Annotated in this window: 23 protein-coding genes; 10 read left to right on the top strand and 13 right to left on the bottom strand. The window is 69.1% G+C overall.

Annotated features, from left to right (window positions below):
- Nucleotides 1-8: 8 nt before the first annotated feature.
- The 3 genes from TX83_RS21790 to TX83_RS21780 are packed head-to-tail and all read left to right on the top strand — an operon-like array spanning nucleotide 9 to nucleotide 3,794.
- Nucleotides 9-767 (top strand): PP2C family serine/threonine-protein phosphatase, encoded by a 759-nt coding sequence (locus TX83_RS21790; RefSeq protein ID WP_064750074.1) that lies wholly within the window; start codon nucleotides 9-11, stop codon nucleotides 765-767.
- Between the two features lie 4 nt (nucleotides 768-771).
- Nucleotides 772-2,202 (top strand): hypothetical protein, encoded by a 1,431-nt coding sequence (locus tag TX83_RS21785; RefSeq protein WP_064750073.1) that lies wholly within the window; start codon nucleotides 772-774, stop codon nucleotides 2,200-2,202.
- Complete coding sequence (locus TX83_RS21780; protein WP_064750072.1) at nucleotides 2,199-3,794, top strand: hypothetical protein; 1,596 nt, start codon at nucleotides 2,199-2,201, stop codon at nucleotides 3,792-3,794. Before TX83_RS21785 ends, TX83_RS21780 begins: the two co-directional genes overlap by 4 nt.
- A 92-nt stretch (nucleotides 3,795-3,886) precedes the next feature.
- On the opposite strand, the gene TX83_RS21775 is transcribed toward TX83_RS21780, so the two are convergent.
- Entirely contained in the window at nucleotides 3,887-5,284 is a 1,398-nt protein-coding gene (locus TX83_RS21775; protein WP_141233638.1) for a hypothetical protein, read from the bottom strand.
- A gap of 521 nt (nucleotides 5,285-5,805) precedes the next feature.
- On the opposite strand from TX83_RS21775, the gene TX83_RS21770 reads away from it, so the two are divergent.
- Nucleotides 5,806-6,075 (top strand): hypothetical protein, encoded by a 270-nt coding sequence (locus tag TX83_RS21770; protein ID WP_064750071.1) that lies wholly within the window; start codon nucleotides 5,806-5,808, stop codon nucleotides 6,073-6,075.
- 699 nt (nucleotides 6,076-6,774) lie between these two features.
- Here TX83_RS21770 and TX83_RS21765 read toward each other — a convergent pair.
- Nucleotides 6,775-8,160: a hypothetical protein gene (locus TX83_RS21765; protein ID WP_064750070.1), complete on the bottom strand. Its 1,386-nt coding sequence runs from the start codon at nucleotides 8,158-8,160 to the stop codon at nucleotides 6,775-6,777.
- Between the two features lie 388 nt (nucleotides 8,161-8,548).
- Between TX83_RS21765 and TX83_RS21760 the strand changes: the two genes are divergently transcribed.
- A complete protein-coding gene (locus TX83_RS21760; protein ID WP_064750069.1) occupies nucleotides 8,549-9,070 on the top strand; it encodes a hypothetical protein in 522 nt (173 codons plus the stop codon).
- Nucleotides 9,071-9,124: 54 nt separating this feature from the next.
- Here TX83_RS21760 and TX83_RS21755 read toward each other — a convergent pair whose 3' ends face one another.
- The 5 genes from TX83_RS21755 to TX83_RS21735 form a co-directional block, all read right to left on the bottom strand.
- Complete coding sequence (locus TX83_RS21755) at nucleotides 9,125-9,559, bottom strand: hypothetical protein (RefSeq protein ID WP_064750068.1); 435 nt, start codon at nucleotides 9,557-9,559, stop codon at nucleotides 9,125-9,127.
- A gap of 27 nt (nucleotides 9,560-9,586) precedes the next feature.
- A complete protein-coding gene (locus tag TX83_RS21750) occupies nucleotides 9,587-12,910 on the bottom strand; it encodes a winged helix-turn-helix domain-containing protein (protein ID WP_064750067.1) in 3,324 nt (1,107 codons plus the stop codon).
- A 345-nt stretch (nucleotides 12,911-13,255) separates the two neighbouring features.
- Entirely contained in the window at nucleotides 13,256-13,477 is a 222-nt protein-coding gene (locus TX83_RS21745; RefSeq protein ID WP_064750066.1) for a hypothetical protein, read from the bottom strand.
- A 161-nt stretch (nucleotides 13,478-13,638) separates the two neighbouring features.
- Nucleotides 13,639-14,280 carry a peroxiredoxin family protein gene (locus tag TX83_RS21740; RefSeq protein WP_064750065.1) on the bottom strand — a complete coding sequence of 214 codons (642 nt, stop codon included), beginning with the start codon at nucleotides 14,278-14,280 and terminating at the stop codon, nucleotides 13,639-13,641.
- Nucleotides 14,281-14,414: 134 nt separating this feature from the next.
- Nucleotides 14,415-15,314 (bottom strand): DMT family transporter, encoded by a 900-nt coding sequence (locus TX83_RS21735; RefSeq protein WP_064750092.1) that lies wholly within the window; start codon nucleotides 15,312-15,314, stop codon nucleotides 14,415-14,417.
- A 97-nt stretch (nucleotides 15,315-15,411) separates the two neighbouring features.
- Between TX83_RS21735 and TX83_RS21730 the strand changes: the two genes are divergently transcribed.
- Nucleotides 15,412-16,194: a helix-turn-helix domain-containing protein gene (locus tag TX83_RS21730; protein WP_064750064.1), complete on the top strand. Its 783-nt coding sequence runs from the start codon at nucleotides 15,412-15,414 to the stop codon at nucleotides 16,192-16,194.
- Nucleotides 16,195-16,280: 86 nt separating this feature from the next.
- Here the strand turns inward: TX83_RS21730 and TX83_RS21725 are convergent, their stop codons facing one another.
- Nucleotides 16,281-17,759, bottom strand: a complete 1,479-nt coding sequence (locus TX83_RS21725; RefSeq protein ID WP_064750063.1) for an amidohydrolase family protein — start codon at nucleotides 17,757-17,759, stop codon at nucleotides 16,281-16,283.
- A gap of 205 nt (nucleotides 17,760-17,964) precedes the next feature.
- Between TX83_RS21725 and TX83_RS21720 the strand changes: the two genes are divergently transcribed.
- Together TX83_RS21720 and TX83_RS21715 are read left to right on the top strand one after the other, a co-directional pair.
- A complete protein-coding gene (locus TX83_RS21720; RefSeq protein WP_064750062.1) occupies nucleotides 17,965-20,160 on the top strand; it encodes an AAA family ATPase in 2,196 nt (731 codons plus the stop codon).
- Nucleotides 20,157-21,116, top strand: a complete 960-nt coding sequence (locus TX83_RS21715) for an HNH endonuclease (protein WP_141233637.1) — start codon at nucleotides 20,157-20,159, stop codon at nucleotides 21,114-21,116. The genes TX83_RS21720 and TX83_RS21715 overlap by 4 nt, the downstream gene beginning before the upstream one ends.
- 368 nt (nucleotides 21,117-21,484) lie before the next feature.
- On the opposite strand, the gene TX83_RS21705 is transcribed toward TX83_RS21715, so the two are convergent.
- Nucleotides 21,485-23,494: a M2 family metallopeptidase gene (locus TX83_RS21705; RefSeq protein ID WP_064750060.1), complete on the bottom strand. Its 2,010-nt coding sequence runs from the start codon at nucleotides 23,492-23,494 to the stop codon at nucleotides 21,485-21,487.
- 136 nt (nucleotides 23,495-23,630) lie between these two features.
- Between TX83_RS21705 and TX83_RS23065 the strand changes: the two genes are divergently transcribed.
- Entirely contained in the window at nucleotides 23,631-23,900 is a 270-nt protein-coding gene (locus TX83_RS23065) for a hypothetical protein (protein WP_141233636.1), read from the top strand.
- Between the two features lie 107 nt (nucleotides 23,901-24,007).
- Nucleotides 24,008-24,316 carry a hypothetical protein gene (locus TX83_RS21700; RefSeq protein ID WP_064750059.1) on the top strand — a complete coding sequence of 103 codons (309 nt, stop codon included), beginning with the start codon at nucleotides 24,008-24,010 and terminating at the stop codon, nucleotides 24,314-24,316.
- Between the two features lie 265 nt (nucleotides 24,317-24,581).
- On the opposite strand, the gene TX83_RS21695 is transcribed toward TX83_RS21700, so the two are convergent.
- The 4 genes from TX83_RS21695 to minC form a co-directional block, all read right to left on the bottom strand.
- The gene (locus TX83_RS21695) at nucleotides 24,582-25,055 is read right to left on the bottom strand and encodes a hypothetical protein (protein WP_064750058.1); all 474 of its coding nucleotides are present in this window, start codon (nucleotides 25,053-25,055) and stop codon (nucleotides 24,582-24,584) included.
- Nucleotides 25,056-25,168: 113 nt separating this feature from the next.
- Nucleotides 25,169-25,447: a cell division topological specificity factor MinE gene (gene minE / locus TX83_RS21690; RefSeq protein ID WP_064750057.1), complete on the bottom strand. Its 279-nt coding sequence runs from the start codon at nucleotides 25,445-25,447 to the stop codon at nucleotides 25,169-25,171.
- Between the two features lie 4 nt (nucleotides 25,448-25,451).
- Entirely contained in the window at nucleotides 25,452-26,261 is an 810-nt protein-coding gene (gene minD, locus TX83_RS21685) for a septum site-determining protein MinD (RefSeq protein WP_064750056.1), read from the bottom strand.
- A gap of 25 nt (nucleotides 26,262-26,286) precedes the next feature.
- Nucleotides 26,287-26,758, bottom strand: a 472-nt coding sequence (gene minC, locus TX83_RS23060) for a septum site-determining protein MinC (protein ID WP_141233635.1), incomplete at its 5' end; no start/stop codon positions are given.

The following is a 26,758-nucleotide window of genomic DNA, read 5'->3' as shown; positions in this document are numbered from 1 at the left end:
GCCGGGTCATGGGCTGGCAGGTACATGCGGCATCGGCGACCGGCAAATCCCACCTCGACAAAGGCATCCCGTGCCAGGACGCGTTCGCGTACCGGGTCGACGGCGAACGCCTGGTCGCGGCGGTATGCGACGGCGCCGGTTCGGCCGCGCACAGCGAGATCGGTTCGCGGTTGATCGCCGATGCGGTGGTCGCGGCGCTGGCCGAACGGTTGGCGGCGCAGCCGCAGTGGTTGCAGGCCGACGAGGACGGCTTCGCCGGGTTCGCGGGCGAGGCCGTCGCATTCGCCCGCGAGGTCCTGGTCGCGCGCGCGCGGCGCGACGGCGCGGCCTTGTCGAGCTACGCCGCGACTCTGGTGGCCTATGTCGGCGACGCGCAGCGCGGCTGGTTCGTGCATGTCGGCGACGGTCTCGGCGTGGCCGAGCCGGCACAGTCCGACGCGCCGGCGCGGATCTCGTTGCCGCATAACGGCGAATACGCCAACGAAACCTACTTCGTCACCGGCGAGGCCTGGCGCGGCTGCCTGCGAGTGCTTGCGGTGAGCGAGCCGGTGGAGCGGGTGGCGTTGATGTCCGACGGCGCGATGCCGTTCGCGATGCAGAAGGGCAATGCCGGTCTGTATCGTCCGTTCATGGACCCGGTCGAGCGCTATCTGCGCACGGTCGACGAAGCCGCAGGCAGCCGCGCCTTGCACGGCACGCTGGACGATCCGCGCACGCACGGCATCACGTCCGACGACAAGACCCTGCTGATCGCGCTGCGGAGTTGAACCGGTGACGACCAGTCCGGTCAGCGGCAGCGGCATCCGCATCGGCGACGGGCGCACCCGCCTGGGGGCGCTGATCAAGAGCGGCGGCGCGGGCAGCGTCTACCTGCTGCCCGAGTTTCCCGACCGGGTGGCGAAGATCTATCACGAGCGGGTCGACCCGCCGAGCTATACCGACCGCGTCGAGGCCATGCTCGAGCTGCGTCCGCAACTGCCCGACCAGTTCGAGGGCGGCAAACGCTACGTGCAGATCGCCTGGCCGGACGCGACCGTGCGCGACGAGCGCGGCCGCTTCGTCGGGTTTTCCATGCCGGCGCTGGACGTGCAGTCGACCTCCGAACTGGAGCAGGTGCTGCAGGAGCGGCAGGCGCGCGCCGCCGGCCTGCCGGTCGGGCTGGGGCCGAAGATCACCCTGGCGGCCAACCTCAGTGCGGTGCTCGCGGCTTTGCACGCGCAGCACCACTACGTGGTCGATCTCAAGCCGGTCAATCTGCGTTTCTACCGCGCCTCGCTGTACATCGCCTTGCTCGATTGCGACGGTTTCAGCATCCAGGGCCGCGGTCGGCGCTACTCCGCGCCGCAGTTCACCCCGGATTACCTGGCGCCGGAGTTCCAGCAACGCGGGCCCGATCCGCTCGGCGAGGAGGCGCAGGATCGCTTCGCTTTGGCGGTGGTGATCTTCCAACTGCTCAATTTCGGCCTGCATCCCTATACCGGCAAGCCCGCGGCCGATCGGGTGCCTACCGACATCCCCAGCCGCATCCGCGAGCGCTACTACGCCTACGGTCTGCGCGCGCACCGTTTGATGGCACCGAGCCCGGTCAGCGCCCACGGCAGCGTGCCGCGCGAACTGCGCGAACTGTTCGACCGCGCCTTCGGCGACGGCGGCGAGCGGCCCAGCGCGGCCGATTGGAGCGCGGCGTTGCGCGATTACGCCAAGCCCTCCAGCGGCAAACTGGTGGTGTGCAAACGCGAGCGCGAGCATCAGCATTACGCCGGCCAGGCCTGCGCCTCGTGCGCGCGCCAGGACTTGTTGGCCAAGACCGCGCGCAAGGCCAAGCCGCGGCCGGTGGTGGAACCGCCGCGCGCGGCGCCGCAAGCCGCGGCCGCCCGCTTGCGTGCGCCGCGTTTGGGCCGGCCGCCGCCGCCGCGACTGACGCCGGCACCGCCGCCGGCGCGCCTGCCGCAACCGGCATGGCTGACCAATCTGCGCCTGGCCACGCAATCGCGCGGCATGCTTGCGATTGCCTTTCCGGTGCTGTTCGCCTTCATCGCCCAGGGTCTGCACCGTCTGTATGCGGCCTTGCAACCGGACCCGGCCAATAAGCCGCTGGAAGCCTGGGTCGACGCGATGCTGATGACCGGATTGGGCGCGGTCTTCCTGGTGCTGTGCTGGGTATTCGCCGTGACCCTGCCGCGAATGCTGAAGAACCGATGATGCGCATCGTCCTGCCGATGCGTCTGCGTCCGTCGTGGTGGTCCTGGTTCAAACTGGGCGTGCTGGCGTTCTTCGTCGTACTGGTGTTGGCGCCGTATACCGGTTGGCTGATGTCGCTGCCGATGTGGGCGATGACCGTGTTCGGGCAATGGTTGTCGCCGCCGCAAGCGTCGAACGGCGAACGCTGGTTCCGCGCCGGTCTGGTATTGGCGGGCGTGCCGAGTCTGCTGGCGGTGGCTTGGCGCGCCTACGAGGACCGCGACCGCGAACTGGCCACGCGCACCGCGATCGCGGCCGCGGTGTTGGGCGCGTTGTTGCTCGGGCATGGCTATATGACGGTGCGGCGCGAGCGCGAGGCCGGGCAGGATGCGGCGCGCTCGCGCCTGACCGCGGCGCGCATGCAACAGGCCGGGGTCACGCCGGCGATCGAGATCGACCCGCCGCCGGGCCTGAGCCAGGCCGACTACGAAGCCGAAAGCGCGCGCCTGATCCGCGAGTCGGCGCGCAACGCGGCGCGCGGCGACGGGTTCTATCGCCAGCAACTGGCGTTGCTCGGCCAGCTCGCCCGCGACCGGCCGCAGTCGGGCGATGCTGCGGAGTATCAAGCGGCGATGGCGGCCTACCAGCGCATGGTCGCCGAAGACGAACGTCGCCCCGGCCGCGATCCGCAAGGCGATGCGCCGATCGAGCGGCAACTGGCGATCGCGGTCGACGCCGATCCGCGCCGCGCGCTGGCCGCGCGCGAACTCGGCATCCGCCGTTTGCGCCGTTTCATGGACGATCTGTCCGCGCCGTCCGAAGCCGGGGACATCGGCTCGCTGAAACCGGCGCGATTGCGGCGCGAGCGCGATGCGGCGCAGGCGCTGTTCGAGCGTGCGTTGCGCGTCGATCCGGACTTCGATGGGGCTTGGCGAGGCTGGGCCTGGACCTGGCTCTACCGGCAGCCGGAGTTGGCGCTGGGGGCCCTGGTCATCGACGCCGAATTGCGCAACGGCGGCAGCGGGTCGCGCAAGCTGCGCGAACGCGTCGACGCCGCCGGCGGCCGTGAGGCGCAGCCGTATTTCGCGATCCTGCAGGCGCAGGCGGAGGTCGTGGCGCTGAAACAACGCCGCTCTTCGTTGTCGCCGGCCCTGCTCGAACAGGCGCGCCGGCCGTTGCCGGCGGCGCCTTCGGCGGCGCGCGCGATCGCCGGCGAAGGCGACGCGGGCAAGCCGGACACCAACGCCCTCAGCCGCGCGCTCGACGATTTTCTGAGCGCTGCGGACGAGGGCGGGCCGAACGTGGTCGAGCGCTTCTCCGAAGCTTGGCAGCGCGGCGCGCTGGTCGTGGCCAGCGACCAGGATCTGTTCCAGTGGCGCGGCTACGGCGAAGCCGCCAAGCGCTTCGACCAGCGCTTCGCCGGCGTGCCGCGGTTCCGCGTGGTGCGCGGCTTCGAACTGCCGGCCGGGCTCGGCCGCAGTACCAGCGCGATCCTGTTCGTGCCGATCGGGGTCGAACCGCCGCGCGGCGATCTCGGCCAGTCGGTGCTGCTGCACGAAGCCAATCACGAGTGCGAGGGCAGCAACTGCCCGCGGGTGTACGGGCGGGGCTGAAGGGGGGGGCGACGCGGCGGCTGCGCCGCTTCCCGGGAATGCAGCGCCGGCGGCGGCGCCTCGTTCCGGGTTGCCGCGCGCCCGTTCCCGGCTCAAGCGTTCGGCAGTTCGCCGACTCCGACGCCGATGATCATCGGCACTTCCGAGGTCGTGGTGCCGGTAAAGGTGCGGGTGGCCGGATCGGCGCACCAGCCGGCGGCCCGGCTGCCGCCTTCGGCTTCGAAGGTGAAGGGCCCGATGCGCAGCCCGGTCGCGGCCTGGAAGGGATAGCCGAAGCGGCGGAAGGTCGAGGTGGTGGTGCGGATGGCGAAGCTGGGCTTGTAGCCGACGTACATCGAGCGTTTGACTAGGCCGAAGAAGCCTTTCTCGCCGAACACCGCCTGGCTGCGCTCGTCGCCGAACGCGCTGTAGCCGTGCGCGAATGGGCCGTCGATCAGGCTGCGGGCGAAGTCGCCGTCGTACCAGTCGCCGGGTGCGATGGCGATGCGGTCGATGGCGCGGAAGTCCAACGACAGTTCGAGCTGGTGGTCGTATTCGAACTCGTCGATGCGTTCCCAGCGGCCGTCGATGCGCAATTGCCAGAACAGCCGGCGGACCTTGTTCTGTCGGCCGGCCCAGGTCTGGCTGAAGTCGTAGGGCGCTTCGCGGTTGCTGAAGCCCAGGGTCACGCCGGCCGGGGCCTCGCCGCGGCGGGCGCGTTCGGTCCAGCGTTCGGCGTGCTCGGCGATGCGCCAGTCCGGCACCTTCGGCATGCGCAGCAAGTCCAGGTCGGCCAGGCGCACCCGATGGGCTTCGTCGCAGCAGCGGCGCTGCGCGGCGCCGAGTTCGGCATGGTCGCACTGCGCGACCAGGGCGGCGTAATGCGCCTGTGCCTGGTTCATCGGCACTTCGGCGGCGACGATGCGATTCTGGTACGGGCGGCCGTCGCGGCTGCCCAGCCATTGACTGAAGCTCGGCGCGTCTTCGCCGCCGCGGGTGGCGTGCACCGATGCGGCCGAGGTCGTGGCCAGGGTGTACTGATTGGTCGCAGCGACCAGTTCGTCTTCGGCGTCGATCAGGTGCCGGCGCAGGCTCGGGTATTCGGTCTGCGTCTGGGCCACGTTGAGGCACTGCTGATAGGCCTGGTGCACCGTGTCGCCGCTGGAGACGAAGGCGGCGATCGCGCTCCATTGCGGCACGGTGGCGCAGAAATCGAACTGGGCGCCGGAAATGAAGCCGGCCTGGGTGCGCTTCCAGTCCCAGGGCTGGGCCGGGTAGATCAGCTGGAAGTCGTCCGGCGAGGCGTACAAGGAATCGATCAGGGCGCGATACAGCAGGCCCCAGGGCTTGTCGTCGAAGTCGACGTTGGCGGCCAGGCCGGCGTCGAGCCGGGCCAGTTCGAGCAGACGCCGGTCCTGGGCGCCGTGGCGGAACTGCGAGAGCGGACCGAGATCGTCCTGCACGTCGAGGGCCTCTTCGGCGTCGGGCGCCAGGTAATCGGACTGGGACATGAGCGGCTCCTTGCTGCTGCCGCGCGGTCGGCGGCCGTGCCCGGCCTCGCGCGCCGGACGGCGGCGCGATCCCGGCGGCGGCACGCGGCGGACCGGTGTCTCAGCGTTGCTTGAACCGGACACGTCCCACCTTACGGCAACCTTACGGTTGCTCTTTTTGAGATGGATCAATGCTTTAGGGGATCGTGCGCGACTGCGACGCCGCGTGCCGGCGATCGTAAGTTGTCGGTAAGGCGCGAGGTGCGCGGCGCCGTCATGGTCGATCTGCGGACGCCGATCCCCGGCGTCGCGGACCGCGCGGCCGGTCCGCTCGCACCCCAGCAGGGAGGCGGCCGTCCTCGTGTGCCGTATGTCGTCGCGCGCTGCCGACCGCTGCAGCGACCTCCAGGAGAACGGCCATGAACGCCAAGCTCGCCACCCCCGTGCTGCTCGCCGTACTGGCCGCAGCGCCCGCCCTGGCCCAGGCCGATGCGGCCTAGCCGCCGGGCTGCCGCAGCCTGCCGCCGGACATCAAGCAAGCCATGCGCAACATGTCGTGCTGCATCGCCAATCCGAATCCGATCCCGGAGTGCGCCCGCGCCGGCATGGACGTGCGTGCAGGTCTGCAACAACGACCCGGCCAAGCTGCAGCGCGCGGCCAGCAGCATTGGGAGGGCAAGATCCGCAAGGACGACGGCGCTGCCGGCGCGCGGCGGCAGGTCTATCTGGTGACCATGGGCGAGCGCAAGAACGTCGTGGCGATGCGCTATTACACGCCCGACCATTACCGGACCTTCTGCGAGATCCAATGATCGACCGGGCTACCGGCCCCAACCCGGGCCCGGCGCGGCTCGCGCCGGGCCTTTCCCGCGTTGGCCCGATGTGGGTCGCGCTGGGCCTTTCCAATGTTCGGGGTAGGAGCGGGCAAGTCGCACCCCCGGGGACGCGTAGATAAACCAGCGCCTTCTCTATCGATCGAAGCCCGAAACCATCGCGGGGTAGGAGCGGCGCAAGCCGCGACCTCGTTCTCGCGGCGTTTGTCGTTCGCAGGTCTGTGAAGCTTCAAAACTATAAGGCTCCAAAGCCAAGCTTCCGTCCGCAAGCGGCCGGGTCACTTTCCTTGTCCAAGGCGACAAAGTCCTGCTGGATTTCCTTCGGTCAAAAGTGACCAAAGAAAACGCCATGGCGGTTTCGGTATGGGACTGGGGTTGCGCAGGGCTGCTCCGCACAGGCCCTCCCTGGCCTGGCTGCGCACGGCCCGCCTCCCTGCGGGCCGCCCTCCGGAGCTCCAGGGCGTTCTCGCAAGTTCGCTGCGGCGCCAAGCTCTTACGGCAACAGCAACAGCAACAGCAACAGCAACGTCCTGGCATCCGGCGAAGGACGCGACGAGGACGACCGAACGCATTCGCCGGGGGGATGGCGATACCGCCTGCGCAAACGGCGACGCCGGCCGGGAGGCCCGGCCGGCGTCGCTTCGGTTTCTCCGCAGCGCGGTCGCGCCGGGTTTGCGCTCAGGGCAGCTTGGAGATCGTCACGCCGATGATCAGCGCCTGGTTCGAGCTGGTGGTGCCGCTGAAGGTCTGGCCGGAGGCGCTCGCGTTCCAGCCGGCATGTTCGCTGCCGCCGGCGGCTTCGAACACGAACGGCCCGATGCGCAGTCCGGTCGCGGAACTGAACTTCTGCCGGAACGAGTCGAAGGTCGACTTGCTGGTACGGATCGTGAAGGCCGGCTTGAAGCCGACGATCATGCCGGTCTTGAGCAGGGTGAAGAAGCCCTTCTCGCCGAACACGGCCTTGTTGCCGTCGCCGCCGAACTCGCTGTAGCCGCGGGTGTAGGGACCGTCCGACAGGCTGCGCACCACCGGGCCGTTGTACCAGTCCGCGGGCTGGATCTGGATCTGGTCGATGGCCTGGAACTCCAACGAGACTTCGAGCTCGTTGTCGCTCTCGAACTGGGTCACGCGTTCCCACTTGCCGTTGACCTGCACTTCCCAGAACCACTGCAGCACCGCCGCCGAGCCGCCGGCCCAGGTCTTCTTGTAGTCGTAGGACGAGTCGCGCGAGGTGAAGCCCATCGTCGCCCCGGCCGGCCCTTCGTTCGCCATCACCGCATCGACCCAATCGGCCGCGTTCTGGGCCACGGCCCAGTACGGAACCATGGGGTAGTTCTGCAGCCCGGGGGACTCCAGGTGCGCATAGAAATCCTGGTTGGCGTACTGCTTCTGCGCTTCGGCCAGGCCGGGCGTGTTGGCTTCCGCGACCAGGGCGTTGTAGGTCGTCTGTGCCTGGGTCAGCTTGGTGTCGGCGGTGGCGAGCTTGGTCGCCCAGCCCTTGCCGGCGAGCGAGCCGAGCCAGTCCGAGAACGAAGGGTCGTTGTCCTTGACCTGGTCGCCGTAGCGGATTTCGGCTTGGCGATAGATGCTGTCGTAGTTGTTGCTCGCCGAGGTCATCTGCTGGTCCGCGTCGCGGATCTTCTGGCGCAGCTTCGCATCGTCGGTCGCGGCGACGATCACGTTGAGGAACTGCTGGTAGGCGTCGTTGAAGCGATCGCCGCTGGAAATGTAATTGCCGACCGCGCTCCATTGCGGCATGGTCGAACAGAAGTCGTATTGCGCCGAACCGATGAAGCCGGACTGGGCGGTTTCCCAGTTCCACTTGGTGAACGGGTACACCAGCTGGAACGTCTCCGGCGTCACGCCGAGCGAGTTGACCAGCGCGCTGTACAGCAAGCTCCACGGCTTCTGGTTGTAGTCGGCCGCGGCGGCGGCGTCGCCGGTGAGCGCGCGCTGTTGCACTCGACGCTCGTAAGCCTGATCGCGGAACGCGGAGACGATTTCGTCGTTGCCGTTGTCGCCCGGTTGGGCGCTGTTGGCGTCCTGAGGTTGGTTCTTGAGCATGGCCCTGACTCCCTGAGCCCGCGCTTGGCGGGTCCGTGCGGATGCCGCGCGCCGGACGGCGCCGCGGTCCCGGATGCGGCACGGCGCCGTCCGAGGACGCCGACTGTGCGCAGTCGCGCCGCGCGGCGCCTTACGGCAACCTTACTGTTCCAATCGGCCCGCGATTTCATGCGCTTGCGGCGATGTCCGCGCGTGTCGGCAAGAAGCGGTGATTAACGGTGATTTCGCGCAACGGCCATTGCGGAAGCGATCGTCAGTTGCCGGTAAGGCGAGGTGCGGTCTGCGTCGCCAAAGTCGCCTTGCGATACCGCCAGGCGGTACGACGCGACGGTGTTGGCCGTCGCGAAATTTTTTGCCGATGAGAGAACTCGCCATGAAAACATTGCGATTGCTGGCGTTGCCGTGGCTGATGGCGTTGGCGACGGCGCCGGTTGCGGCGTCGCCGCGAATCGAGGCGTACGAGACGACGTCGCAGGCCGGAGACAGCGACGATCTGGACAAGAAGGACGTGGAGCGGCGATCCAAGCTCGAGGGCTGCCAGTTGGTTCCCTATGCATCGCGGCGCGATAACTGCGTCACGGAAAGCCTGGGGCTGGACGGGGGGCAGGCCTGCGGCGCCAGGCCGTGCTCGCGCGATACGCCCAAGCTGAATCCGGTCCTGTTGCGGGCGTGGAAGAATTGCGCGGACCGGCGCGGCTTCATCGTCGACGACTACCGCGATACGCTGGCCGCGATCGACCGCTACAAGGCGTCGGCGAAGTACAAGGATTGGACCGAGGACGAGCGCGCCGCCCTCGATATCCTGACCGGCAAGATCGAAACCGCGCGGCGCGCGAATACGAAAGGGCTGAGCAACGCCCACACGATGGCGTTCCAATGCGAGCGCCTGATCCGCGGCAGCGGCGGCTGAGCGCGGCGAAGGGCGTTCCGGGCATTTCCGTGCCCGGAACGCCGCGTACGGCGACTAGTTGGCTTTATTGCCGGCCTTCCTGACCTGGCCCGCCTGCGGAGTGATCTCCGGGTCGTTGCCGACTTGCGGATCGCAGGCCACCAGCACGCCGCGCTTGCCGTCGCGCACCAGCACGGAGAAGAAGATCAGGGTGGGGGTGTCGTTGCGGTTCATCATGCTGACGCTGCGGCCGTCGGAGGCGATCTTGATGTCGTAGATCTGGTTCTTGGCGTCCGAAGTGAGCAGGCTCTCGATCACGAAATGCTTGGAGACGCCTTCGTCGAGTTGGTAGACCATCTGCACCGGGCTTTGGCCCTTGTAAGCCATGACCACGTCCGGCGAGAAGCTGTAGAAGTATTCGCCGCGGCCGGCGTTGCCGCCGAACACGACGTAGGCGACGGTGAATTCGATGACGATGGGGGTCTTGGAGGCGGCTTGGGCCTTGGGCATGGTGGAGCTTCCTAGCGGGTGGATGAACTAGTGGGGGGATGCGTCGTAGAAGGCGATGAAGTCGGGGTGGCGATAGCCGCTGCTGTGCAGCCATTCGAGCTGGCGCGTCGCCGCGTCGCGCGCGCCGAGATGGATTTGCGCGCGGCTCCAGGCATCCAGCAGGGAACGGTCGCTGGAATCGGCGACGCGTCCGGCGACCAGATCGCGCACCCGGGTCCAGTCGTTGCGGGCGAGTTCGGTCTGGCCGCGCGCGGCGAGCCGTTCGCCGCGCCAGGCCAGGGCCCAGGCCAAGGCGGCCAGGCTTTTGGCGTCGCCCGGCGCCTGCGCCTGCAGCGCGGCGAGTTCGGCGACGGCGCGATCCACCAGTTCCGGCTGAGTCGCTGTCTGCGGGTCGACCTCGGCCAGGCGCAGGTTCAGCAGCGCGCCGACCCGACGCCACTCCGGCAAGGGCTCTTGCTCGGTCAGCAGCGGCGCCAGACTGTCGCGCCCCTCGCGCAGCAGCGCGACCGCGCGTTGGCGCGCGCCGCGCAAGGTCTCGATCCGGCCCGCATGCGCATAGGCGTGGGCGAGATCGCGGCGCCAGGTACTGTTGTCGGGTTGCTGGCGGACCAGCGCGCGCAACAGGCTCAGGGTTTCGCCGACTTCGGCCGCGGCCTGCTCGGTATGGCCGCGGTCGATGGACAGGATCGAGGTGCGCAGCAGCGATGTCGCCAGTTTGCGCCGCCAGGCGTCGGCATCGGGTTCGCTGGCGACCAGTTCGCGCAGCATCCGGTTCTGCAGTAAATAGCCTTGCGCGGCGTCGTCCAGTTGTCCGCGCGCCTCCTGCGAACTGCTGAGCCAGGACAGGCTGTCGACCAGATCGAAGCGCAGCGGCTTGTCGTCGGGCTTGTCCGCCAGCAACCGCTGCTTGATCGCCACCGAGCGCGCGAACAGGTCGGCGGCTTCGGCGCTGCGCTGGCGGGTGTGGGCGAGGGTGCCGAGATTGTTGAGCGCGTAGGACAACTCCAACTGCCAGCGCGGGTCGGCCGGCGCGCGCGCGACCAGCGTCTCGCTGGCGCGCAGATACTCGCGCCAGTGGGCTTGCGCAGCGTCGAGGCGCTTTTGCCGGAAGTCGTAATAGCCCTGCCAGTAGGCGACCGTGCCCGATTCGGCCAGCATCTCCGACGAGTCCGGGGTCGCTCGGCGAGCCTGGCGCAAGGCGGCCGCGGCGCGCTCGAAGGCCTGGTGGGCCTCGTCGAAACGCCCCTGGTTCATCAGCACTTCGCCCACCGTGCGCAGGGCGCGCACGTGGCTGAGCAGTTCGCGCGGCTGCATCCGCGCGTCCGGCATGCGCTCCAGATAGCGCAGGGCCTGGCTGCCGACGCTGTCGAGCAGCTTGAGATTGCCGAGCGGCCGCAGTTGCTCGGCCAGGTCGCCGAGCATGAAGCCGACCAATTGCTGGGCCTGGTCGCGATGGCGTTCGGCTTCGCGCCGCGCCTGCCAGGCCTGCAGGCCCAACCCGGTCGCGGTCAAGGCCAGGGCGCCGAGGCCGCCGAGAGCGGCGGTGCGCAGCCAGCGTTTGCGCTGTTGCTGGCGTTCGCAGGCGCGCAGGAACTCGCGTTCGCCGGGGCCGAGTTCGGCCGGCAGCCGGCGTGCGGCTTCCTGCGCTTCGGCCAAGGGGCGGCCCGGGTTGAGCAGGTGATCGGCACGGCGTCCGCCGTCGACCCAGCGCCGGGTCGCGCGCTGCAAGCGTTCGCGCGCCTGCAGCAACTGGCGGTTGTCGTGCGCCCATTCGCGCGCGCGCGGCCATTGCCGCAGCAGGGCCTCGTGGGCGACGCCGAAGCCGGGCTCGCCGCCGCTGAGTTCGCCGACGAACAGGCGCGCGCGGATGAAGGCCTCGGCCAATTCGCGTGCCGCCGGCGCTGCCAGCGACGACCACGATACCCGGCGCGCGGTGACCGCATCGCTGTCCGGGCGGATCACGATCAGCGCCGCCAGCACCTGTTCCAGGCTGGCCTGGGCATCGCTGGGCAGTTCGCTGTAGACCTGTTCGGCGCGGTGGGCGAGGGCGCCTTCCAGCCCGCCGATCTCGCGGTAGGCGGCCAGGCTCAACACGCCGCCCGGGGCCTGGCGTTCGTACAGCGCCTGCAGGGTGTGCTGCAGCAGCGGCAGCGAATCGGGGTGCTGGGCGGCGGCGTCGCGCAGCAGGTCGTCCAGGCGCACCGAGCTGTCGGGGTCCTCTTCGAAACTCAGGCCGGCCAATGCGGCCGGAGCGCGGATGATCTGGCCGATTTCGCCCAGGCGCGGGGTCAGCAGGTCGATATGGCCGTCGCCGGCCTTGAGCTCGGCGACGCCGGGCACCTCTTCGATCAGGCGCGGATAGAAGTCGCTGCGGGTGATCGCGATCGCGGCCACGCCGGCGCAGCCGCACAGGTTGCGCAGCGCGGCGCCGAGTTCCTCGCGATCGCGATCGAGGATCGCCGGCTCGGCCACCGCCGCTTCGGCGTGGTCGATCACCAGCAGCAGGTGCGCATCGGCGGCGCGTTGCCCGCTCAGGCGCACGAAGGCGTCGGCGATGCGCGCCTGCACCGCGTCCGGCGCATCGCGCAACTGCAGCGCCAGCGTTGGCGCCTCCAAGGCCAGGAACACCGGGCGGCCGCCGATGCTCCAGCCGCACAAGGCCTGGGCCAAGCGCGCGAGCACGTCGCCGCCGCGGCAGATGCCCAGATCGAAGTACACCGTCGACAGTGCGTGCAGGCCGTCGAAGCCGCCGGCCTGTTGCAGCAGCGGCATCACCCCGGCGCGCAGCAGCGAGGTCTTGCCGCAGCCGCTGGCGCCGGAGACCAGGACGAAACGGCGCTGGTTCTGCACCTGTTCGCGCAGGGTCGAGAGCAGGTCGGCGGTGGCGCGGGCACGGCCGAAGAACACGCCGGCATGGGCTTCATCGAACGAGCGCAGGCCGACGTAAGGGCTGCCCTCGGTCCAGGCGGCAGCGCGCGGCAGCCCGCTGCGGTAATCGTCGGGAAAGGCCACCGGCGCGACCAGTCGATAGCCGCGCTTGCGGATGGTCTCGATGTACTCGGGTTCGCGGCTGCTGTCGCCGAGCCGGCGCCGCAGTTGGGCGATGGTCTTGTGGACCGGATTGTCGCCGTAGAAGGTGCCGCGCCAGATCTCGATCAGCAACTGCTCGGCGCTCACCACTTCGCCGGCGCGCTCGGCCAGCGCGACCAGCACTTCCATCATGCGCGGTTCCAGCGCGGTGGTCGTGCCGTCGCGGACGATGGCCAGGCGGTCGGGCTGGACCAGCAGGGCGCCGATGCGGAACTGCGACACCGCGGCGAGGTTTTTGATCCGATCGATGCGTTGTGGCATCGCAGCGCACGCTCGTGGTTGGTCGTCGACGAGGGGAGGGCGCATGCCGGTGCATGCCCGCCCCGTCGTCCGCGCGACCCGACATCGGTGCGGCAGGCGAGAGGCCGCGGCGCAGCGCCCCATCGCTAAGCCGGCGGAATCGGTGGAGCGCTAAAACTAGCAAAACCGTCGCTGCCCGTGTGTGTCCGCAAGCGGACTTTGCCGGCTGCGCCGGAATCGCGGGCGGTGGCCGCTATGGGGTCCGGTTTGCGTGAGCGCCGCGCGAGCGCGAGTGACGCGGCGGGATAAAAAAAGCCGGCCCGGGGCGGCGCCCCGAAGCCGGCAGACGCTGGCGGCCGAGGGGGATCAGCCGCAGCAATAGCAGACCAGGGGACGGCCGGGGCCGCCGGGGCCGAGATCGCCGCCGAATTCCGGACACTCGCTGCGGCAGGCGAACGAGCTGCAGGATTCCGATTGCGCCGGCTCGGCGCCGTTGCCGGCGACGACCTGGAAGGCGCCGAATCCCATCGCAGCGGAGAACAGCAGGGCCGCGAAGACGACGCGGACGCCACGGTTACGCTTCTTCATTGCAGAGCTCCTGTCGAGGTACGCCGCCGGTCCGTCGGGGCCGGCGGCAGGGAACGCCGGAGCCCGGCACATGCCGGTCCGGCCGGAACGGTGCGGCCGCGACCGCACCGCCTGCGGACGCGGTTGCGTCCGCGCAGCCGTCGCAACCGCCGACGGCGCAGTCATGGCCGCGCCGCCGCAGCGGCGACGGCCGGGGAGGACGCCGCGCGCGGCGGCGCGGGCCGTACCGCGAGCAGCAGCTCGCGCAAGGTCCGTTTGTCGTTCAGGGCCCCGACATGGCGATAGCGCACCCGGCCGTCGCGGCCGATCACCAGCAGCGCCGGCACGTTGCGTGCGCGGAACAGCGCGGCGGTGCGGCGGTCGTCGTGAGCGACCAGCGGGAAGTCGAGTGCGTGTTCGCGGGCGTAGGCGCGCGCCTGCCCGGGCGAGGCCAGGGCGACGCCGATCAGTTCGGCGCCGCCGGCGGAGGCTTGCGGCAACTGTCGCGCGACCCGTTTCAGTTGCGGCAGCGAGGCGCGGCAGTAGGGGCAGGTGGTGGTGAAGAAGAACAGCACCTGACTGTCGCCGCGCGGCTGACCGAGTTCGATCGCCCGGCCGTCGAGGCCGTGCAGGGCCACCCGCGGCACGTACATGCCGACGTAGGGCGCGACGACGCGGTCGGCCAGCCAGCGCTGGTCCTCGCGCATGCGCCCGACCTGCCAGCCGAGGGCGACGACGAGAACGCTGGCCAGAGCCAGCGCGGCCCACAGCCAACGCTGGCCGGTCGGCGAAACCGGTCGGGGAATGTCGGGTGGCGACGACATGCCGCCGACCCTAGCAGCGGGTTCCGGCGGCGAACTTGACGCGCCTCACAATGGCGAGGAGTGCGCGCGATTGCGGTCGCAGCGTTTTCGCGCGCTGCGGCGCCGCTGCGTCCGCCCCGCTCAGTGCGGCCGGCTCAGCCGGCGCACTCGCGCGCTTCCAGCGGCGGAGCCGGACGTTGCTTCAGCATCTGCGCGACTGCGACCCCGAGCAGGGTCAGCACGCCGCCGACCCAGTGATAGGCCTGCAAGGGCTCGCCGAGGAACAGCACCGCGAAGGCGGCGGTGAACACCGGGGTGAGGTTCATCAACACCGCGGTCTTGTCCGGACCCAGGCGCAGCAGGCCGCGCATCCAGAACCACGGCGCGACGGTCGAGGCGAGCAGGCCGGCGTACAGCACCAGCGGCAGGTTGTGCGCGGTCAGCGCCACCGACGGCGCCAGCAGGAAGCCGGGCAGGAGCAACACCGTGCCGCACAAGATCTGCAAGTACAGCGATTCGCCGTTGCCGATCGGCAAGGCCCAGCGCTTCACCAGCACGCCGTAGGCGGCGTAGGAGGTCGAGGCCAGCAGCATCATCAGTTCGCCGCGGCCCAGGCCCTGCTGCAGCAATTGCGCCGGATGGCCGGCGCTGAGCAGCCAGCTCAGGCCGACGAAGGAAATCAGCGCGCCGATCAGCATGCCCGGCGAGGGGCGGGTGCGCAGTACGATCATGCCGATCACCATCGTCATCGGCGGAATCGCGGCGATGATCAGGCCCATCGACATGGCGCTGACGCTGTGCGCGGCGAAGTAGGCCAGCGACTGGTACATGACCATGCCCAGCGCCGCCAGCACCACCAGCTTGCGCCAGTAGGGGCGGACCTGGACGCGCATCTTCCAGACTTTCGGCAGCATGAACGGCGTCAGCGCCAGCAGCGCGACCAGCCAGCGGTAGAAGGAAATCGCGGCCGGCTCGATCGCGCCGGCGGAGAGCTTGCTGACGATCGTGTTACCGGCCCAGATCAGCGTGGCCAGGATCGGCAGTAACAGGCGCATCGGGTACATCCATACGACAACGTGGGGCGGCTCATTCTAGAATGTCGGGTAATCGACAGATATAGATAACCAGACATCGCATAGCGAGCTTCCGACAATGCCGCGCAAGCACCGTTTCCATTACCCCTACCGGACTCTGCCGGGCCCGCTGCTGCTGCGCTATGAGGCGCTGGCGGTGGACACCGAAAGCGCGTTGCACCGGCACCCCTGGGGGCAGTTGGCCTTCGTCGAGTCCGGCAGCATGGCCTTCCTGGTCGAAGGCCGGCCGTTCTTCGCCCCGCCGGGCTATGCGGTGTGGATTCCGCCGCGCATGGACCATAGCTCGCACAACCGGCGCGAGGTGCATTGCCGGCTGATCAACATCGCCGAGCGCTACACGCCGCTGCTGCCGGCCGCGCCGGGCATCGTCCGCCTGCATCCCTTGTTCATAGCCGGGGTTGAGGACTTGTTCGCGCGCGGGGTGGAAATCCCCGATACTCCGGCCGACCGGCGCCTGGCGCGGGTGCTGATCGACAAGTTGCTGGCCACTCCGATGCTGGCGCGCTTCGTGCCGCAGAGCGAGGACCGCCTGTTGGCGCCGATCCTGGACGCGCTGCAGCACCGCCCCGGCGACAACACCACCCTGGCGCAATGGGCGCAGCGCGTGCATACCACCGAGCGCACGCTGAGCCGGCGCTGTCGCGACGAGTTGGGCATGTCGTTCAGCCAATGGCGGCAGCGACTGCGTTTCCAGCAGTCGATCCCGCTGCTGGAGCAGGGGCGCAGCGTGCAGCAGGTGGCGGCCGACATGGGGTATGCCAGCGCCTCGGCGTTCATCGCCATGTTCAACGAACTCAGCGGCAGCACGCCGCTGAAGTTCCGCCAGGGAGCGGGGCGGTAGGGGGCTTCAGGAACGAGTGCGGGAAAGACAAATGCGCAGTGCGGCGGCTGTCGCTCGTTCGTCGTTTCTTCGCATGGGCTCCGGCTTCAACGCTCGTCCGTCTTCGCCGCGGCCTGCGCCGCCTTCGCCGCCGCGCGTTGCTCGGCGACTTTGCGCCTGACTGCGTCGAGCAGCGCGTCCAGCGCCGCGCGATCGTAGACCTTGCCGCGCAGCACGAAGGCGTCGATGCGGCGGGTGGCGGCGATGTCGCGCAGCGGGTCGGCGTCGAGCAGGACGATGTCGGCAGCCTTGCCGGTATCGAGCGAGCCATAGCGGTCGTCGCGGCCGAGGAAGCGCGCGCCGTTGATGGTCGCCGCCTGCAGGGCCTGCAACGGACTCAGCCCGCTTTCGACGAAGCGCTGCATTTCGTCGTGCAGGCCGATGCCGGGGTAGTTGAAGGAGTTGAGGAAGCCGGCGTCGGTGCCGGCCAGGATGCGCACGCCGGAGCGCTGCAGCAGCGGCAGGATCGCCGCGTTGCGCCGGTAGCGCTGGTGGCGGCGCTCGATCGCCGCGGCGTCGTCCTTGGCCGCGCGCTCCACCCGCCAGGCGTAGGTCGCCTCCAGCCCCGGGCCGATGTATTGCAGATAGGCGTCGTCGCGGTGGTCGTCGCGGTCCAGGTAGGTGGTGACGTAGCTGCCGTTGAGGGTCGGGGTGATTGCGGTGCCGCGCGCGGCCAGGCGCCGGTAGGCGGCGAGGGCGGTATCGCGGTCGAAACTGGCCTGGACCCGGTTCCAGCCTTCCTTGGCGTCGATCTCGCCGCGGCGGACCATCGCCCCGATCTCGGCTTCCTTCGTCGAGCCGGCCTTGTAGGCGTATTCGATGTGCTCGATCGAGCTCAGCCCCGCGGCGCTGACCTCGTCGACGTTCAGCACGAACGGCAGGTGCGCCGACACCTTCAGGCCGCGCGCACGGGCTTGTTGCAGCGCGTCCACGAACAACTCCGGGCTGAGCGTGTTGTCGGTGATCTTGACGAAATCGACCTTCCACCCCTGCAGGCGGTCGAGTGCGGCGGAGATTTCCGCCGGGTTGCCGACCTCGATGTCGCCAGGCCAGATCGACTCGTAGCCTTCCAGTTTCGGCCCGGAGGTGAAGATGGTCGGCCCTTCGAGCCGACCGGCGGCGACGGCGTCGCGCCACTCGAACACGCTCGGGCTGAGGTCGCCGGCGGCGTCGCGTACCGCGGCGATGCCGTGGGCCAGATACAGCGGCAGCAGGTTCATGTTTTCTTCGATCAGCGCTTCGCCGCCGCCGAAGTGGACGTGCATGTCCCACAGCGCCGGGATCGCGTACTTGCCGCCCGCGTCGAGGCTGCGCTCGGGCGCGTAGTCGCCGGCGCGGGCATCGTCGACGATGCCCGCGATACGGTCGCCGCGCACGGCGATGGCGCGGTCGCGGCGGATCTTGCCGGCGACCACGTCGACCACCGCGGCATGGCGGATCAGCAGATCGACGGGTTCGGCGGCGCCGGCCCCGGCAGCGAAGGCGCAGGCCAGCGTGGCGACGAGCAATCGGGTCGGTCGGAACATGCGCGTACTCCGGAATGCGGTGGCCGCCGCCGCAACGGTCGTGGACGACGGCACGGCGAGGGCAGGGCGGACCCATTCTGCCCCAGCCCCGTCGCCGCGGTCCGTCGCGACCGCCAACCCCGTCTTATTCCGCCAGACCCGGCCACTTCATAATGCCGTCCACGCCGCGGCGGGCGCGGCCGCCGGCGCCCAGCGGAGGGGCGGAATGAGGAAAGTCAAACGGATCGCCACGCCGCCGTCGCTGCGACGGCCCGAGCTGCTGGAATGGGCGCAGGCGCTGACCGAGTTCTACAGCCGGCCGGCCGACGAGCGCCAGCGCCAGCGCGTGCCGTTCGAGCGCTATGCGCGGCTGTTCCTGGCCGGGGACGTGCGCGAGGCCTTGCTGGCCCAGTTCGAGGGCAAATGCGCGTATTGCGAGTCGCGTCTGTCGGCCGAGGCGGCGATCGAACAGTTCCGGCCGGTGTTCGCCGCGGCCGATGCCGACGGCGGCGCGAGTCCGGACCATTACGGCTGGCTCGCGTTCGAATGGCGCAATCAGATGCTGGCCTGTCGCGAATGCAGCGCGGCCAAGCGCAACCGCTTTCCGGTCGACACGCCGCGCGCCCTGCCGATGATGCCTTGGCGGCAGGTGGTGGCGAGCGAAGGCGCGATGCTGATCGACCCTTGCCGGGACGATCCGAAACCGCATCTGGGCTTCCATCCGCGCGGCGAGCTGCTGGCCCTGAGCGATCGCGGCACGGTCGCGATCGAAGTGCTGGCGCTGAATCGCCCGGGCCTGATCGCGGCGCGGCGCGAGGCCGTGGAACGGATGCTGGAAGCGATCGTCGCCCAGCCGCACCGCCTGGACCAGGGCTTCGCGGTGTCCGAGTTGGACGCGCTGCGGCGCCGGGCCCATACCGCAGCGGTCGACCAGGCCCTGTTCTCGGTCTATCTGCTGTTCGCGCGCCGGGTCGGCTTGCGCGCGGAACGCGATTTCCGCCTGGCACGCGACCTGCCGCGCCTGCTCGGCCACGAGCGCGAGTGGGAACGGGCCGCGCAGGCTTACCTGGACGATCGCTGGGAAGCGGGGCTGGACGAGCCCGGCCCCGAAGCGCCGGCGTCGCCGCGCGCGGCGCAGGCGCACGAGCCGCGCTGGGCCCCGTCCTATGTCGAGCGGGTGCGGATCTTCCATTTCAAGGGCATCGAGCAGGTCGAACTGCGCTTGGGCAGCGTCGCCGCGCGCGACGGCGGCGCGCCCGGGGCGATGTTGCTGGGCGAGAACGCCGCGGGCAAAAGCACCGTGTTGCAGGCGCTGGCGCTGGCCCTGATGGACGACCGACAGCGCAACGGCAGCCGCGCCCAGGGGTTGGAATTCCTGCCGCGGCAGCGTGCATCCTGGGACGTATCGACCGAACGGCCGTATGTCGAGGTATTGCTGTCCTCCGGCGAGAGCAAGCGGGTCGAGATCGATTCGCTGGGGCGGTTTCGTTCCCATGCGGGCGGTCCGCCGACGATGGTGCTGGCCTATGGCGCGCGCCGGTTCTTCCGGGCCCACGGCCGCATCCCGCACCACGGCCTCCACCGCAGCCTGTTCGATCCGTTCGCGGTGCTGGAGGACCCGTCGAACTGGCTGACCGAAGCGCCGCGCGCCGCCTTCGACGCCGTCGCCCGGGCCATGCGCGAAATCTTCGCCCTGCACGGCGACGACGACATTTTCCGCAACCACAGCGGCCACGTGCTGGTGCGCGCGCACGGCCGGGTCACGCCGATCGAGCGCATGAGCGACGGCTACCGCGCCTTGTTCGCGATGGCGGTGGACATCATGCGGCGCATGGTCGAGGCCTGGGGCAACCTGGAATACGCGCAGGGCACGGTGCTGATCGACGAGATCGACGTGCACCTGCACCCGCGCTGGAAGATCGAAGTCATGTCGGCGCTGCGCCGAGCCATGCCGCGGGTGCAGTTCGTGGTCAGCGCGCACGATGCGCTGTGCTTGCGCGGCATGCGCGACGGCGAAGTGCACGTGCTGTACCGCGACGGCGACGACAGCATCCGCGCGCGCGAGGACCTGCCCAACATCGAGCTGCTGCGCACCGATCAGTTGCTGACCTCGGACATCTTCGGCCTGGCCAGCACCGCACGGCCGGAGACCGAAGCGGCATTGAACCGCTACGCCTACCTGCTGGGCCTGCCCGAGCCGCTTCCGCCCGAGACGCAGGAGCGCCACCGGCTGGCGGCTGCGCTGCAGGCCTTGCCGCGCGGCGACACGCCGGCCGAGCAACTGATCGGCGAAGCCACCGAGCGCTACATCGAAGGCCGTCGACGCGGTTCGGCGGTCGAACGCGAGGCGATGCGCGAAGACGCGTTGGACGAGATCGTGCGCCGCCTGGAACGGCAGCTGGGCGTGGAGGCGGGCGAGTGAGGCGGGTGGATCGCGAGCGGGTGGCGCCGCCGGCTTCGTTGACCGCAGCCGATGGCGCCGGGCCGCGCGAGCTCAAGCGCGCACGCGGCCATTACCGCGACAAGAACGCCGCCGGCTTCGCCTTCGCCGCCTACAAGGGCGCGGACGTGGCCGAGGCGATGCGGGCTTTGTTCGGCGGCAAGTGCGCGTACTGCGAGTCGTTCCATAGCGCCAGTTCGCCTACCGACGTCGAGCACTACCGGCCCAAGGGCGGGGTCGAGGGCGAAGCCGGCCACCGCGGTTACTGGTGGTTGGCCGCCGACTGGCGCAACCTGCTGCCCAGTTGCGCGCTGTGCAATCGCCGCAACGGCCTGCGCATCGCCCAGCCAGGCATGGCGGGCGCCGACGTGGCGGCGTCGAAGCCGGTGACGGTGGGCAAGGGCAATCTGTTTCCGATCCGCGGCCGCCGCGCGACCGGTCCCCGCGGCGACTGCGAGGCCGAGGACCCGCTGCTGATCGATCCGACCCGGCGCGATCCCGCCGCGCATCTGGATTGGCCGCAGGACAAGCTGTCGTTGGTGACGCCGCGCTTCCTAGGCCGCGACCCCGACCCTTACGGCCGGGCCACCATCGATATCCTCGGCTTGAACCGACAGGACCTGGTCGAAGCGCGCACCCGGCATCTGGACGCGGCGCGCGTTCTGCTGGCCAACGCCGAATTCGCACTGACCGTCGCGAGCGTGCTGAGCGGCGACGCGTTGCAGGAAAGCCTGCGGCGTTTCGACGAGACCATGGCCTTGCTCAGCGGGATGTGCGCGCCCGACCGGCCGTATTCGGCCATGCTCGAGGCGCATCTGAAACAGCGATTGAGCGATCTGCTCGCGCAGTACCGCGCCTTGCGCGCGCAGCGGCGATCGGAGGCGAGCGTGCCGGCGGCGGGCGAACGGGAGCTCGCCGAAGACGCGATGGACGCCTGAACCGCGTCGGTTTTTTGGCGCTCTGGTCGCGGCTTACGCCGCTCCTACAAGGGCCGACTTCGCTTGGGGTAGGAGCGGCGCAAGCCGCGACCGCGGGGTTGCAGGTCGCGGCGCGGCCGGATGCGGGTTCGATGTCGCGACTTGCGTCGCTCCTACCCTGAGCGGCGGAGCGTCGCGCGTTCCAATCCCCAATCCCCAATCCCCAATCCCCAATCCCCAATCCCAAATCCCCAATCCCCAATCCCCAATCCCAAATCCCAAATCCCAAATCCCAAATCCCAAATCCCAAATCCCAATCCCGCCCCAAAGAAAAACCGGCCGAAGCCGGTTTCTCTTTGTCCGCATCGCGCGGCCGCAGCCGCGTCGTTTCAGCCCTGGGCCGGCTTGGCGGCCGCCACCGGCTTGGTCGGGGCCGCGGCGCCCGCCGCGGAGGCCTGCCAGCCGCAGCTCTTGCCTTCGTTCTGCTGCTTGAGCCAGGTCTGCAGCGGGGCGAAGTACTCCAGCACCGCCGAGGCGTCCATCTTTTCGCCGCCGGTCAGTTCCTTCATGGTCTGCTGCCAGGGCTGGCTGGCGCCCTTGCTCAGCATCGCCTGGAACTTCGCGCCGGCGGCCTTGTTGCCGTAGAAGCTGCATTCGTACAGCGGGCCCTTGTAGCCGGCCGCGTCGCACAGCGACTTGTAGAACTGGAACTGCAGCACGTGCGAGAGGAAGTAGCGCGTGTACGGGGTGTTGCCCGGTACGTGGTACTTGGCGCCGGCGTCGAAGAATTCTTCGCCGCGCGCCTCGACCGGGGCCACGCCCTGGTACTTGGCCTTCAGGTCCCACCAGGCCTTGTTGTACTCGCCCGGCTTGATCGAGCCGTCGAACACGCCCCAGCGCCAGCGGTCGATCATCAGGCCGAACGGCAGGAACGAAACCTTGGCCAGGGCCATGCGCATCTGCGCGTTGATCAGGGCTTCGTTACTCTGTTGCTGGGCGCCGACCAGGCCGATCGACTGCAAGTACTTCGGCGTCATCGCCAGGACGATGGTGTCGCCGATGGCTTCGTGGAAGCCGTCGTGGGCGCCGGTCTGGAACAGCGGCGGCTGGTTGTTGTAGGCCAGGTAGTAATAGACGTGGCCGAGCTCGTGGTAGATGGTGGTGAAATCTTCCTCGTTCGGCTTGATGCACATCTTGGTGCGCACGTCGCCGGACATGTTCATGTCCCAGGCGCTGGCGTGGCAGACCACGTCGCGGTCGCGCGGCTTGATGAACTGGGTCTTGGTCCAGTAGCTGTCGGGCAGCTTGGGCATGCCGAGTGAAACGTAGAAGTCTTGCGCGCGCTCGGTCATCTGCTTGGCGTTGGCCTGGGCGGCGTCGACGTCGACCTGCGCCTCGGCGCTCGGGCTCAGCTCATCGCCGGCCTTGGCGCGCTGGGCGTCGAGGTGCTTCTGGTACTGAACCGCCAGCGCGCCGGTGATGTCGAGGTTGCCGGCCTGCTGTTCGCTGTAAGGGGCGAGGATGTCCCACAGATTGCCCCAGTCCTGCTGCCACATGTTGCCGAGCAGATGCGCCGGCAGCAGGCCGCCCGCGACCTGGCCCTTGTCGGCGCCGTACTTGGTCTCCAGACGGGTGCGGGTGTAGCAGTGCAGTTGCTCGTACAGCGGCTTGACCTGGCCCCAGAGGCGATCGGTTTCGGCGGCCAGTTCGGTCGGGCTCATGTCGTAGCCGGAGCGCCACAGTTCGCCGGTGTCGGCGTAGCCCAGGTTGTGCGCGCCCTCGTTGACCAGTTCGACGAAGCGCGTGTAGTCCTTGCGCATCGGCTTGGAGATGCTGTGCCAACCCTTCCAGGCGTCGAGCTGGGCGTCGTAATCGCGGGTGGTGCTGCGCAACACGTCCTCGAGTTCGCCCAACTGGCGGCATTCGCTGTCGTTCGGGCCGGTGCAATAAGTGCCCGATCCGTACATGCCTTCCATGCGGGTGGCGATCTGGGTCAGCTCGGCGAGCTTGGCCGGATCTTTCGGCGCCGGCATCGCGGTGCCGATCTTCAGCAACTGGATGGCGCGCGCGGTGGCCGGCGACATCGGCTGGCCTTCGAACTTCTTGGATTGCTCGATCCAGCTGTTGAGCTGGCTGAGATAACGCTCGTTGGCCTTGGCCGAGAGCAACTGGCTGTCGTCGTTGATGTAGGTGGAAGACAACCACTGCGCCGCGGTCATCTCCGGGTACATCTTCTTGTACTCGTCGTTGACTCGGGCGATGAACTGGTCCGCGGTCTCGCCTTCGGGGGCGGCGGGCTTGGCGTCGCTGGAGGAGGGGACGGGTTCCTTCTTGCAGGCGCTCAGGCCGAGGACGGCCGCCGCGATGCCAAGCGCCAGCAAGGCGCGAACGTGTTTCATGAGTGCTCTCTCCGGGGATGTGCCGCGCTGCTCGCGCGAGCCAGAAGGCTAGAGGCCGGTTCGGCCGGACGCAAGCCGTGTCGCGCGAGTGTGCGAGACAGCTCCCGTCGGTGCTGCGCCGCGCCGGATGCGACCGATGGTTTCGCGCAAAGTCGGCATGGATCGGCGACTGGAAACGTTTACTCGTGAGGCGCCGAACCATGATGGTTGGCTGATTCGGGCGAGTCGCCGAATTTGCGGTGACGGCGAAAAGGTTATTTTTTGGTTATTTGTAAGCTCTGTTTCGTTAATTTTTTGGAAACTCATGGGCGGTGTTGCAACGATGTGGGCAAAGTCGCAGTGTTGTTCAGCTTTCGAAACGCCGGTCGCGCTCCTGGATCGAACGCTGTCACACAAATCGATTTGACCCATGACGCGAAATTGGAAAAAGTGACGTCCAGCGACAGCTGCCCGGCAGCTGCGCCACCGGCGGGGAAAGGCCGGCGGCCGACCAAGCTTCAACGTGGGAACGACATGAATCAGACGACCGGGGCAGCGCGCGAGCGACGCCCGACCGCATGGGTGCGCGGCCACGACGGCGGCGAAAGCCTGTTCAGCCAGGACCTGGAATGGCATCGGGAGGAACCGGTCGCGGTGTCTTCGCGCCGTACCGCCGATCTGGGACGGGTGTTGTTCACCGCCTTGCTGGCCCTGGCCGTGGTGGGCATCGTGATGATGAACGGTCCGGCCGATGCCGGTCCGGTGCGCCGGACCTCGTCCGCGCTGCCGGCGCCGGTGCTCGATGCCGAACCGGCGACGGTAAAGGTCCGCGGCGCGCGCTGAGCGCGGCCGCGACAGGAACTCGGTGGGGGTAGCGCCCGGAGGGGCGCAGTCAGGGGAAGGGAAGCAGCAAGAAGCGATGCCGGTTATGGGGATAGCCGGGTACGCACAGTTCGAATGGCGTCGACGCCACGGAGGGCGTCGGTGACCGCTGGCGTGGATCGTCCGACGGCCGCTCCCTGACGGTTCTGCGCCGCTCCGCCCGACTTGCGAAACAGCGGCGTGCGGCCGGCCGGTCGCGCGGGACGATCCGCCGCGGCGGCCCCGCTCAGAAGATCAACGTGCGCTCCGGCATCCGCACCAGGCCGTGCTCAGCCAGCCATTGCCAGGCGCTTTCCGCGTCCTGTTCGACATAGGCGCGCGCCGAGCCGAGCCGGAAGCTGTAACCCCAGGCGTCCATGTCGGCGAGGATGCGCTCGCGCCCGGCGCCCGGGATGGCGTCGCCGAGCAGGGTCTGCAGCACGCACACCGCGTCCTCTTCGGCGACCGAATCGGTGGCGTCGGTATGCACCGCGGCGCGGCGCTCCGGCGGCAGCACGATCAGATGGCCGGCCTCGTGCAGCAGCGAGTGCACGGGCGTGTCGCCGCGCGCGTACACGGTGCTGCCGATCAGGCCGGCCTCGCTGTCGCCCCAGTAGCTGCCGGGGATGGTTTCGCCGTCGGCGACGCGTTCCAGGCGCAGGTCGTAGCGCGCCAGCAAAGCGGCGACATCGTCGAAGGCCACATCGGCGAGAGTGAGCATGAGCGGAGAGCGGCGGCGCGATGACGCCGCGGTAGCGGGGGAGAGGGCGGGCAGGCGAGCCAGGGCGGAGGGGGCAAGCGTGCTCGCCCCCTCCGTTCTCGGATGGCGCGGGCTCAGGCCTGGGCCGGCGTGCCCGGGTTTTCCGGCAAGGCCACCGAGATGTCGAGGACCTTGTTGTCGCCTTCGCCGATCAGGTCGACCTTGACCGATTCGGTATCGACGTTGACGTACTTGCGGATCACTTCGAGCAGTTCGCGCTGCAGCATCGGCAGATAGTCGGGACCGCCCGGGCCGCCGCGACCGGCGCGTTCGTGGGCGACGATGATCCGCAGGCGATCCTTGGCGACCGCGGCGGTCTGCTTCTTGGCCAGCAGGAAGTCGAACAGACCCATGAGCTCAACCTCCGAAGATCTTGCTGAAGAAGCCCTTCTTTTCCACCTGGGTGAAGCGCATCGGGCGCGAGTCGCCGAGCAGGCGGGCGACGGCGTCGTCGTAGGCCTGGGCTGCGTCGGACTCGGTCTCCAGGATCACCGGCTCGCCTTTGTTGGAGGCGTTGAGCACGTCGCCGGATTCGGGGATCACGCCGATGGTCTTCAGGCCGAGGATTTCCTCGACGTCGCCGATGCTGAGCATTTCGCCCGATTCGACCCGCTTCGGGCTGTAGCGGGTCAGCAGCAGGTGTTCCTTGACCCGCTCGCCGGCCTCGGCGCGGCGGGTCTTGGACGAAAGCAGGCCGAGGATGCGGTCGGAGTCGCGCACCGAGGAGACCTCCGGATTGACCACGACCACCGCCTGGTCGGCGAAGTACATGGCCAGGAACGCGCCTTTTTCGATGCCGGCCGGCGAGTCGCAGATGATGTAGTCGAAGCCGTCGGCGACCAGGTCGTCGAGCACTTTCTGCACGCCTTCCTTGGTCAGCGCGTCTTTGTCGCGGGTCTGCGAGGCGGCCAGGATGAACAGGTTCTCGAAGCGTTTGTCCTTGATCAGCGCCTGCTTGAGGCTGGCTTCGCCGTTGACGACGTTGACGAAGTCGTACACGACCCGGCGCTCGCAGCCCATGATCAGATCGAGGTTGCGCAAACCGACGTCGAAGTCGATCACGGCGACCTTGTGGCCGCGACGGGCGAGCCCGCAGGAGAGGCTGGCGCTGGTCGTGGTCTTGCCGACGCCGCCCTTGCCCGAAGTGACTACGATGATCTCGGTCAAAACACGTTCCTCCAATGGTGCGGCGTCAATCGAGCGCCGCAATTCTGATTTGCTCGTCTTCCAGCCAGACCTGCACGGCCTTGCCGCGCAACTCCTTCGGGATGTCTTCAAGCACCTTGTAATGGCCCGCGATCGCGACGAGTTCGGCATGGAACTCGCGGCAGAAGATGCGCGCCTTGTTGTTGCCCTGGGCGCCCGCCAGCGCGCGTCCGCGCAGCGGGCCGTAGATGTGGACCGAGCCGTCGGCGATGACCTCGGCGCCGGCGCCGACCGTGGTCAGCACGGTCAGGTCGCGGCCGTCGGCGTAGACCTGCTGCCCCGAGCGTACCGGGGCGGACTGGATCAGGCCAACCGAAGAGGACTGAACCCCGGCCGCTGCTCCGCCACCCGAACGCGACGCGCCGTCCGGCCCCGCGTTGCCGCCGCGCGCGGCCCCCTCCGCGGCGACCGGCCGCGCCCGCTCGGGCTCGGCGGCCCGTGCCGGCTCGGCGGCCCGC

It is taken from the genome of Lysobacter antibioticus HS124 (genome assembly GCF_000336385.2).
Lineage (GTDB): Bacteria > Pseudomonadota > Gammaproteobacteria > Xanthomonadales > Xanthomonadaceae > Lysobacter > Lysobacter firmicutimachus.
Note: the sequence above shows the minus strand (reverse complement) of the source record. Positions and strands in the feature narration are given on the sequence as shown.

What these genes read in the sequence shown, in the direction of transcription:
- TX83_RS21740 (WP_064750065.1), bottom strand. Translation starts at nt 14,280, where the DNA reads ATGTCGTCGCCACCCGACATTCCCCGACCGGTTTCGCCGACCGGCCAG.
- TX83_RS21695 (WP_064750058.1), bottom strand. Translation starts at nt 25,055, where the DNA reads ATGCTCACTCTCGCCGATGTGGCCTTCGACGATGTCGCCGCTTTGCTG.
- TX83_RS21720 (WP_064750062.1), top strand. Translation starts at nt 17,965, where the DNA reads ATGAGGAAAGTCAAACGGATCGCCACGCCGCCGTCGCTGCGACGGCCC.
- TX83_RS21770 (WP_064750071.1), top strand. Translation starts at nt 5,806, where the DNA reads ATGCGCAACATGTCGTGCTGCATCGCCAATCCGAATCCGATCCCGGAG.
- TX83_RS21750 (WP_064750067.1), bottom strand. Translation starts at nt 12,910, where the DNA reads ATGCCACAACGCATCGATCGGATCAAAAACCTCGCCGCGGTGTCGCAG.
- TX83_RS23065 (WP_141233636.1), top strand. Translation starts at nt 23,631, where the DNA reads ATGGTTTCGCGCAAAGTCGGCATGGATCGGCGACTGGAAACGTTTACT.
- minE (WP_064750057.1), bottom strand. Translation starts at nt 25,447, where the DNA reads ATGGGTCTGTTCGACTTCCTGCTGGCCAAGAAGCAGACCGCCGCGGTC.
- TX83_RS21745 (WP_064750066.1), bottom strand. Translation starts at nt 13,477, where the DNA reads ATGAAGAAGCGTAACCGTGGCGTCCGCGTCGTCTTCGCGGCCCTGCTG.
- TX83_RS21755 (WP_064750068.1), bottom strand. Translation starts at nt 9,559, where the DNA reads ATGCCCAAGGCCCAAGCCGCCTCCAAGACCCCCATCGTCATCGAATTC.
- TX83_RS21730 (WP_064750064.1), top strand. Translation starts at nt 15,412, where the DNA reads ATGCCGCGCAAGCACCGTTTCCATTACCCCTACCGGACTCTGCCGGGC.
- TX83_RS21790 (WP_064750074.1), top strand. Translation starts at nt 9, where the DNA reads ATGGGCTGGCAGGTACATGCGGCATCGGCGACCGGCAAATCCCACCTC.
- TX83_RS21700 (WP_064750059.1), top strand. Translation starts at nt 24,008, where the DNA reads ATGAATCAGACGACCGGGGCAGCGCGCGAGCGACGCCCGACCGCATGG.
- TX83_RS21780 (WP_064750072.1), top strand. Translation starts at nt 2,199, where the DNA reads ATGATGCGCATCGTCCTGCCGATGCGTCTGCGTCCGTCGTGGTGGTCC.
- TX83_RS21705 (WP_064750060.1), bottom strand. Translation starts at nt 23,494, where the DNA reads ATGAAACACGTTCGCGCCTTGCTGGCGCTTGGCATCGCGGCGGCCGTC.
- TX83_RS21775 (WP_141233638.1), bottom strand. Translation starts at nt 5,284, where the DNA reads ATGTCCCAGTCCGATTACCTGGCGCCCGACGCCGAAGAGGCCCTCGAC.
- TX83_RS21765 (WP_064750070.1), bottom strand. Translation starts at nt 8,160, where the DNA reads ATGCTCAAGAACCAACCTCAGGACGCCAACAGCGCCCAACCGGGCGAC.
- TX83_RS21725 (WP_064750063.1), bottom strand. Translation starts at nt 17,759, where the DNA reads ATGTTCCGACCGACCCGATTGCTCGTCGCCACGCTGGCCTGCGCCTTC.
- TX83_RS21735 (WP_064750092.1), bottom strand. Translation starts at nt 15,314, where the DNA reads ATGCGCCTGTTACTGCCGATCCTGGCCACGCTGATCTGGGCCGGTAAC.